Source organism: Sulfitobacter sp. HI0040, from assembly GCF_001634885.1.
Classification (GTDB): domain Bacteria; phylum Pseudomonadota; class Alphaproteobacteria; order Rhodobacterales; family Rhodobacteraceae; genus Sulfitobacter.
The window spans coordinates 1-247 of record NZ_LWEX01000552.1; the positions used below are offsets into that span (position 1 = coordinate 1).

Here is a 247-nt window from a genome sequence, read left to right on the forward strand (position 1 = left end):
ATTGGGACCGTATCGAAGGCAACTGGAAGCAGTTCACCGGCAAGGTAAAAGAAGAATGGGGCGACCTGACGGACGATGACGTGGCACAGGCCAACGGCAATCGTGAACAGCTCGCGGGTCGCATTCAGGAACGCTACGGCTGCACCAAGGATGAAGCCGAGCGCCAGATTGACCAGTTCGCAGCGAAGCACTGACTTCGCCGTTGTTAACGAGTGACGGAGGCGGTCCCGAGGGGCCGCCTCCTTTA

The 247-nt window shown here is 59.1% G+C and carries 1 protein-coding gene; it reads left to right on the top strand.

The window, feature by feature from the left end; all coding sequences use genetic code 11:
* The coding region (locus A3728_RS20450) for a CsbD family protein (protein ID WP_067928051.1) at positions 1–194 on the top strand (194 nt) is incomplete at its 5' end.
* Positions 195–247 lie beyond the last annotated feature (53 nt).